Genomic DNA, 9548 nt, shown 5'->3' with positions numbered 1-9548 from the left:
GATGGTTGTAGTGCGATTGCTCTAAATGGCAGACAACGCTATAAGTGCAAAGGTTGTAGTCATTACTTCTCTGTCAAAAAGCCTATTCGCCATAAAAGTAATGAGACCAAACAAATGGCAATCAAGATGTACTTAGAAGGCTTAGGGTTTCGTGCCATTGGTAGATTGCTGAATATTTCTCATCAAACAGTCTATAAATGGGTCAAACAGCTTGGAGAAGAACATCAAATCAGATTTGATGATAAGCAAGAAATTGACCTTGTAGAACTTGATGAAATTCACAGTTATACCAAACACAAAAAAACTACTGCTGGACCCCGCTTGCCATCAGCCGACATACAAAACGCATCTTAGGCTTTGTTTGTGGTAAGCAAGACACCAACACTTTTATGAAACTGTACAACCAACTAAACCCATACAACATCAAACTGTTTTGTTCTGACTACTGGAAATCCTATCAAGAAATTATCCCAAGTCATCAACAGTTACAAAGCAAAAAAGAGACTTTTACCATAGAAGGTTATAACAGCTTGATTCGACATTACCCAGCAAGGTTCAAAAAAAGAAGAACTAAATGCTATTCTAAATGTCAGCATATGATAGAATGTTCTGTTAACCTACTCTTTGCTAAGTGGAATGGGTGTTTGAAGTTTGTGTTTTGAGTTTACAATGCCTTCATATTTTAAATGGTATTTGGCTGTTTTGGGCGGTTAAATAAGACAACCAGCACCAAAAACTCTTGAACACTTGGATAAAAGCCAATCAAAGCAAAACTTGAATTTTGATCAAAAAAACTAAACCCATTTGGTGAAATACTTTACAGATTGCCTTCCAATCCCAGTCCGCTTTCTCTTATTAAGGCTGCATAAGCTATCAAAAAATTATATCTTGCCTCTGCAAGTTTTTGTTCTGCCTGGGCAACCGCTTGTCTTGCTTGTATAATTTCTAAACGATTTCTCATGCCATATTTTTGCCCTGTCTCAGTTGACTTTAATTTAAGCTGACTACTCACAAGTGCACGCTCTTGTGCAAGAATCTGGTAATGTGCGGCATTACTTTCAGTATAAGCTTGACGAATAGCCAGTTTAATTTGTCGCTCGCTTGCCACCAACCTAGCTTTGGCTGCCTCATATTGATTTAGCGATTCACGCATCTCACTGCTTAATTCACCTCCAGTCAACAAAGGAATTTTCGCACGCAACTGTATGCTAGCATCTGTTCCGGTTCTAAAATTTTGATGACCTCCATCTTGAGAGACTGATCGATGATAATTATTCTGATAATCAACTTGTGCCACTAACACAGGCCATCTTTTGTTTTTTACAACTTTAATCGCCTCTTCTTTACTACTAACATCATACTTTTGTGCCTTATATTCATGATTATTTTCCAAAGCCATATTCTGCCATTCCTCTAAACTGTGTTGCGAAATTCTTAATAGATAACGCTCAATCAAATTTGAAATATTTACCATTTCAATCTCTTTAACATCCAATCCTGTATAATCATTAAACTGGTTCTCCAAAATTTGTTTTTTAAGTATTGCTGAAGTCTCTTGTGCCAAAGCATTATCATAGCCCGCTTGAGCTTCATGAACATCCAACGCTGTAGCGACACCCTTATTAAACAAAGCTTTCGCTTGCTCAACCTGTTGCTCGTAAGACATTTTTTCTGCTTTATATGTAGCTATATTTTCATTACTAAGTAGGATTTTGAAATAATTTTCCGTTACATTGTATAATAGTTTTTCTTTAACAGAATGATAAATTTGTTCTGCCACTTCGCTATCATAGCGACTTTGACTATATCGAGACATTTCACTTGCATTAAATAAAGTTTGGCTAAGCTGTATATTCCAGCCTTGCGTTTGCTTGACAGAGCTAGATGAGTGAGGTTTGTACTGGTAATTAATATCTCCAGAAACTCGAGGAAAGAAAACCGATTTGGCTCGTTGCTGTTGCTCTTGAATAGAATTCTTTTGATGAAAAGCTATCTGATAATCAATAGAATGTTGCTGTGCAGCCACCCACGCTTCTTGCAAATTAAACGCAGAAGCAGTAGAGCTACTAGCAAACCAAAGAAAATAAAGATAAATAAATTTTTTATATTCAAAACTTTTCATTATTTTTTAATACTCCACAATTACAAAAAGACCAAGATAACTTACTACACTCTACAAAATGAAAAAGTACCACGGTTTCCGTTTGTGGTGAGCATGTCGAACCATGACGGAAACCAACCCGCAGGCATAGCTCAGGGCGAACGGTTTCCGTAGTAAAATTCAATTTTGTTAGCTGTACATAGTATAAAATATGCTATCAATTTAGCGTTCTCGAAAACTTTCATCAACTTTTGTCTGCAATGGACTTAATATATAATCCAAAACACGACGTTTACCTGTTTTAATTTCAGCAGTAACATTCATTCCTGGCGTTAAGTTGATTGTTACTCCATCTATATTTAATGTGCTTTTATCAAGAGAAACAAGTGCAGTATACACTAGACCTAAATGTTGATGTTCTATAGCATCATGACTAATACTTTTTATTTTACCTGTTAAATAACCATAACGTGTATAAGGAAAACTCTCGATTTTGATGATAACATTCTGCCCAGCTTTTACAAAGCCGATATCTTTATTTAGCACTAATACCTCTACTTCCACTTGATTATCGTTAGGTGCCACAACCATAATTTTTTGTGCTGCTTGTACAACTCCACCTAAAGTATAAGCTGTTAGCTCTTGTATAGTACCATTAACAGGTGATTTAATACTCAGCAATTTCTGTCGCTGCTTAGCTTTATTAGTTTGACCAGTATATTGATTAATCTGTTCATTGGTTTGGCGTAAAGATTCTAATGTATCACGTTTTAGATTTTGAGTATATAACATACGGTTCTGTTCAGCTTGCATGATTGCAGCCTGTATTTTTTGAATCTGACTACGTGTACTTTGTAAATCATTTTGATTGCTAAGTAATTTGCTTTCTTGTTCTAGATAAGCATGCTCAGATATAAAATTTTCTGCTTTGAGACTCCGATAATCATCAGTCTTTTGATGTTCAATTGCACCAACTGAAACCAACTTTTGTTCTTGGGATCGAGCAGATTGTAATTCTGCTTGATGTCCTTTTAAGGTTAATTTTAGTTGTTCATCTTGTGCTAACCATGCTTGATATTGATTTTGGGCTAAAGTTTGAGCTTCATTAATTTCCGATTCTGAAATATTTAAAGACTTTGCATATGCTACATCAATCTGAGGATTAATACGGTGATTTAATGCTGATAAAATTGCTTCAAGGCGTAGCTTAGATAATTGCGCTGCTCGAAGGGCTTTCTCGGACTGAGCAACATCACTATCTGAACCGATTCCCACTAAATCTACTAATATTTCACCTTGTTGAACATTTTGACCATCACGTACATAAACTGCTTTAACTATCGCTGTTTCCAAAGATTGAATAGTCTTGCTACGGCTACCTGAAGAAATTTTACCTGAAGCTGTAGCAACAATGTCAATCTGTCCAACCCAAGACCATAGCAAAGCAAATAGGACAAATATCATGATTATTCTAGCTGTCCACTTAGAAGATCTGGATACAGGTGTGTCAGTGAGTTCTAGATGTGCAGGAAGAAAAGCGAGTTCTTCTTTAGTACGCTTAGGAGGGGTTAGTTGGTCTCGAACTGCCCATGTATTGCGCCAAACGGTTATATAGCGAATAAAAAAATCTTTAAGTGCTTGTATAAACATGAATTATTTCCCTTGGTTATTTAAATAACAGCATTAATAGCACAAGTTTATCCATTCTGCAAATCATATAAATAACGATAGTAACCATCTTCTTTTTGCAACAATTCTTGATGTGTGCCTTGCTCTACAATTTTCCCCTTGTCCATTGCAATAATGCGATGTGCCATTTTTACGGTAGATAAGCGATGTGCAATAATCAACACTGTTCTACCTTGGCAAATTGCCTGCATATTTTGCATAATAGCCCTTTCCGACTCATAGTCTAATGCACTAGTAGCTTCATCAAAAATCAAAATACGCGGATTGGTAATTAAAGCACGCGCAATAGCGATACGCTGGCGTTGTCCACCTGACAAGCCTGCACCTTGCTCTCCAACAATCGTATCATAACCCTCAGGCAATTCCATAATAAAGTCATGTGCCCCAGACATCTTGGCAGCCTGGATAATAAACTCTAATGACATGCCCGTATCAGTTAGGGCAATATTATCTCGAATACTACGATTGAGTAACACATTTTCCTGCAAAACAACACCCACTTGGCGACGCAGCCAAGCGGGATCAGCTAATGCCAAATCGTTTCCATCAACTAATATTCGCCCATTTTCTGGTACATATAAACGCTGTACTAATTTTGTCAATGTTGATTTACCTGAACCAGAGCGTCCTACGATACCTAGTATCTCTCCAGCGTTAATCTGTAAATTTAAATTCTGTAATATTAAATGCCCATCTATTTTGTAGCGAAAATCAACATTTTCAAATGTAATATCACCCTTAATATCAGGTAAAGTTAAGCGAGATGTAGAATGCTCAGTTGGAGTATTTAAAATATCACCCAATCTCGCCACTGAAATACCTACTTGCTGAAAATCTTGCCATAGCTGTGCCAGGCGGATAACAGGAGCGGCCACCTGACCTGCCAGCATATTAAATGCTATTAATTGACCTACCGATAGCTTGCCTTCAATTACCAATTTTGCACCAATCCATAGAGTTGCCACAATAACCATCTTTTGAATGAGTTGTACTCCTTGCTGCCCAACCATTGCCAACTTAGCTACCCGAAAACTAGAAACCACATAAGCTGCTAATTGATTATCCCAGCGACGGGTCATTTGAGGTTCAACTGCCATTGCTTTTACCGTACCAACCGCAGTAATACTTTCCACTAAAAAAGATTGATTATCTGCATTGCGTGCAAATTGATCATTTAGTCGAGTGCGTAAAATTGGGCTAATAAAGGCAGACCAAAACGCATATATTGGTAATGATGCCAAAACTACCAGTGTTAAAGTAGGGCTGTAATACCACATTACAAACAAGAATATAAAAGAAAACACCAAATCTAAAACTGAAGTGAGAGCTTGACCAGTTAAGAAATTGCGGATATGTTCCAATTCACGTATACGTGCAACTGTATCGCCTACTCTTCTACTCTCAAAATAAGCAAGCGGTAGAGCTAATAGATGACGAAATAATCGTGCTCCTAGCTCTACATCAATTCGAGAGGTTGTATGAGCAAAAATATAAGTGCGTAGACCACTTAAAATGACTTCAAATAAACTTACTACCAACAAGGCAATCGCTACCACATCCAGAGTAGAAAAACCACGATGCACCAATACCTTATCCATCACAACCTGAAAAAACAATGGCGTAATCAGAGCAAAAATCTGTAGCACCACTGAAATAACGATGACTTCAAAAAAAATATAACGATATTTGATTACCGCAGGAATAAACCAAGTAAAATCAAATTTAGCCAATGAACCCAATATTGACGCACGGGAAGTTACTAGCATTAACTTACCAGAATATCTTTCAGAAAACTCACTTGCATCTAATATTATGGGACGATTCTCAATCAAATCGTAGATGAGATATTTTGCAGCAGATCCCACCCCATCAATTTTAGTTAGTATAAAATGAGAGTTTAAATTTTGATCTAAATCGGGCTTATTATCACACCACACCAAAGCAGGAAGTGTTATCATTGACAATCGAGTTAAAGGCTGTTTTATAATCTTTACCTTTAATTCTAATTTCTTTGCTGCCAACATCCATTCAATTTCATTCAGGTCTCCTTTTGTATTATCAGAAAACTGATGCATAATGTCTGCTGGACTTGCAGAAATACCATAGTATTTGGCAAGGATAACCAGAGCAGATAGAGCAGGTTGTTGAGCATAATCTATCATAACTAAATTACTATTAAGGGTTTGTAAATTAAGTCTAATTAAAGAAGTATCACCACCCATATCACTAGTTTCATAATCTATAACCAATGATATGGGTGGTGATATTGTCTAGTAAATTAAATCACTAAACACTTGGAGCCAAAATTCCTTGAGTTGGTTGTGTAATTGGCTGTAAGGCGTTAGAACTCACACTATTTGCTGTACCAAATAGTGCCATTGACCCAACTAGCTTATTTAAGCTACTTGCAATGTCCGAAGCAGATAATTTTTGGCTCTTATTCTCATCAGCAAGCTTTTTCAATTCTTGAGATGTAATTACTGTACCATCTTTCTTATCTTGCAAAATTTTATCAATTTGATCGGAAGTGATATAACTACCATCTTTACCAATTAGTTGCTCAATTTTATGATCTGTTTTATTACTTTGATAATTTTGTAAATTTGATGTTATGTACCATCTTGGTATGTTAATACTACCTGAATGATCATTTCGTTTAACTATAATACCCTCTTTGGTACGTTCAATCATAATATCAGATATATTTGCATCTGCAAATGCTAATTTATCATTGCCCGTGCCATCGTACAAAGTATCATTACCATCACCTTTCCGAAAGATATAGACATCATTACCAGCACCACCATTTAATACATCATCACCAGAACCGCCATCGAGTAAATCATCGCCTTCATCTCCAGAAAGTCGATCGTTGCCTTTACCACCAAACAAGCGGTCGTCACCAGCACCACCATCGAGTAAATCATCACCTTCACCACTATGGAATATGTCGTTGAATTTAGAACCTTTGAATACATCATTAAATTGAGAACCAATTACTTCTTCTACTGATTTCAAATTATCGGTAGACTGATAACCATACCCAACTTTTCTTAATTCATAATCACGATACTGGATAGTTTCAGTACGTTTACCCACCTTGGTTTCTTGACGCTTCACAACTTCATGGTAGATATCACCTCGAGCAACCTTACGATTAACTGTATAACTGCCTGCTTCTGTTGCACTCGTACCATCTACAGTAATATTACCAAATCCTCCGTCTTTACTATAGAAGACACGATCGTGTCCATCTCCACCATCAATATTCATTTTACCTTGACCAACAAAGATATCGTCATTGCCAGCTTTTGCATTTACTATTAGACCAATCTCGTCTGTGCCTTCTGTCTCGGCTACACGCTGAATAACTTTAGAGAAATCTAATTTAGAACTAGCCTCTCCATCTGTAACTTGCCAGTTTTTTACACGTCCGAATTTTAACTTATTAATATAAGAGTATTTACCATTAGTTAAACGTTCACGTGATTCAGTTCCTGCTGTTAACAAAGGCGAAGTGAAATGCAACGCTTGCGTTTTTTTCCCATTTGAATTACTAATGTCTATGATACCAGTTTTAGCATCCAAAGTAATATTGGAACCAGCTTCAACTTTCTTGCCATCTTCAAAAGCATCTGCATAAGCTTTTCCGCTCTTAATGCGTTCACCCAATTTGGTAATACCTGCTAACTCACCAATATTATTATCCCAACGTTGTTGGGTGATTGCAATAACACGTTCAGCTTCCAACTCTTTATTTAGCTCAGACAAAAATTTTAAGTTATTAGCTAAATAAGCAGCATAACGAGAATCATAGCCTTTATCAAAATAGTTCTGACCGCCATTTTGCTTTTCCCACTCTAAAATTTTACCTTGTAAACGGTTAGCAACACTTTCAAACATTGCCTGTTTAGACGCTTCTAAAATTCCAGAGATCAATCCTGTAACACCTGCAACTAATAGTGCAATCGGTGCACCAACAGCAGATCCTACAGCAGCAGCGGAAACACCAGCAGAAACTGCACCTAATGCCGTACTAATTGTAGTTAATGAAGCTTCAATAGTACCCACACCACGCTGATATTCAGCCAATAAATGATCCCCATCATAGCCAAATTTTCGGAATTGTTTTGCAAACTCATCAAGAGCATTAGCATGATTGAATTTATCTGCTGCATTCATAAATGCCAAAGGACTAATTGCCAACATAATCGATGAAGTAATTAAAGCAGCAACAGCACCAGTAGTTGATAGACCAGCAGCAACACGTTGTGCTAAAACATATGAAGAAATTGCTTTTGTTACATTACCAATAACTTGATTGCTTAATTCAAAACCTGCAGCAACTTTTTTGCCAGTCGATGCATTTTTATCCGCTAAAGCAAAGCCTGCAGAAATGCCTGATAGCAAACCAGTAATTATTTCCAAACCAAGATTTGTTTTAGAAAAATTTAAGTTTTGCAACTTGTTTCCTATATTAGAGAAGCCTTTAGCCTGCGATATAGTAGAACCTAACTTTGCTAACTGTGAAGAAAATGCTTCAATCGTTTGAGTACTCTGAGATAGATTACCAATTATCTCATTAATCAAGTCAATACTAGCTTTAGCCAAAGCATCAGGTGCAGCATCACCTTTTTTGATTAAAGAATCAAGTTCTATACCCGCTAATGCAGTGCCCAAAAAAGAGCTTAATGTTGATAATACATTACTTGCTTTACCTAATTTACGATCAATATTTTCTACACTGTCTAACCCTTTGGCTAACTTATTGGTAGAATGTTTTTGTAAGAACTTTTCTAATTTTGTTGCAGAAATAGCAATACCAGTTTGTGTGAGAGAGAGAAACTGATTTACTGTGTCAACAGATTTTTTTGCTGTTTCAGTGTGATTAGGCTCTTCTGCTAAACGAGCAATACCTAATTCATCAGCAGCTTTAATAAAATCATTTAAAGTCCCACCTTTTTGCGGATCATAATCTTTGGGAATAGCCAAGTAAAGATTTTTTAATCCAGACTTTGTTGAATTCAAGCCTGCTTGAATATTAGATTTAATTACATTTATATTGGACATAATATGTCTCTCCTCGTTGTGTTAGAAAAGGTTGTATTAATTATCTTTAGATATAATAAAATTATTCTGAGTTGACAATTTGCTCGTCAAATCTTCGTGATATTGTGCAAATATTCTTGAGGCTAATTTTGAATCAACAGACTTTCCATAAAATTCAGATATCTTACCATGCGATGAATTTCCATCTACACGAATCGCTCTAAACAATTCATCTGAAAATAACGTTCTCATGTGTTTTGTGAGTGTAAGACTATCGCCAAATGGAGCAATCCAGTCAATAAACCAGTTTCGGTCACCTGACTGCCAGTCATCTAACTTAAGAGAAGTAACATCGTTAATATATTTAACCTCGTTTTCTAAACTAAGTTTAGCCCAACTACAATATGCTACAGGCATATCTTCTCTTTTCAATATAACATATTGACCTGTCTCAATTGCCGGAATAACATTGGTCGCAAACAAAGACAACGTCCAATGTTTATGCATATCAGAGTTAGACCAAAGCCATGCAATTAAACCTAGCTCTGCAAACTTTTTCGTCATTCTATATTCCTAAAAATACGCTAAAAAATACAGATCGGATTGTAAAAACTACACACTTATGATACCATAAAAACCCCTAAAATGTCAACTACACACTTAATCCAGCGCAGAACAATCGCACTACCCCTTACCAAACAACAACTGT

At 36.4% G+C, this 9548-nt stretch carries 6 protein-coding genes; 1 reads left to right on the top strand and 5 read right to left on the bottom strand.

Annotated elements, in window-relative coordinates; genetic code table 11:
• Nucleotides 1–662 (top strand): IS1 family transposase gene (locus B0182_RS11415; RefSeq protein WP_425319931.1). Its coding sequence is split into 2 segments (ribosomal slippage), with 663 coding nucleotides annotated over them: nucleotides 1–304 and nucleotides 304–662; the frame shifts between segments, so codons are not numbered across the junction. This gene is flagged as partial in the annotation.
• 155 nt (nucleotides 663–817) lie between these two features.
• On the opposite strand, the gene B0182_RS11410 is transcribed toward B0182_RS11415, so the two are convergent.
• The 5 genes from B0182_RS11410 to B0182_RS11390 form a co-directional block, all read right to left on the bottom strand.
• Nucleotides 818–2122: a TolC family protein gene (locus tag B0182_RS11410; protein ID WP_078275054.1), complete on the bottom strand. Its 1305-nt coding sequence runs from the start codon at nucleotides 2120–2122 to the stop codon at nucleotides 818–820.
• Nucleotides 2123–2323: 201 nt separating this feature from the next.
• Nucleotides 2324–3751 carry an HlyD family type I secretion periplasmic adaptor subunit gene (locus B0182_RS11405; protein WP_078275053.1) on the bottom strand — a complete coding sequence of 476 codons (1428 nt, stop codon included), beginning with the start codon at nucleotides 3749–3751 and terminating at the stop codon, nucleotides 2324–2326.
• 47 nt (nucleotides 3752–3798) lie between these two features.
• Nucleotides 3799–6012, bottom strand: coding sequence for a type I secretion system permease/ATPase (locus tag B0182_RS11400; RefSeq protein ID WP_078275052.1), 2214 nt, complete (start codon nucleotides 6010–6012; stop codon nucleotides 3799–3801).
• Between the two features lie 64 nt (nucleotides 6013–6076).
• Entirely contained in the window at nucleotides 6077–8860 is a 2784-nt protein-coding gene (locus B0182_RS11395; RefSeq protein WP_078275051.1) for an RTX family hemolysin, read from the bottom strand.
• Nucleotides 8861–8896: 36 nt separating this feature from the next.
• On the bottom strand, nucleotides 8897–9403 hold the full coding sequence (locus tag B0182_RS11390; RefSeq protein WP_078275050.1) for a toxin-activating lysine-acyltransferase: 507 nt from the start codon (nucleotides 9401–9403) through the stop codon (nucleotides 8897–8899).
• Nucleotides 9404–9548: the final 145 nt, after the last annotated feature.

This window comes from Moraxella bovis, assembly GCF_002014975.1.
In the GTDB taxonomy this organism is placed as follows: domain Bacteria; phylum Pseudomonadota; class Gammaproteobacteria; order Pseudomonadales; family Moraxellaceae; genus Moraxella; species Moraxella bovis.
Note: the sequence above shows the minus strand (reverse complement) of the source record. Positions and strands in the feature narration are given on the sequence as shown.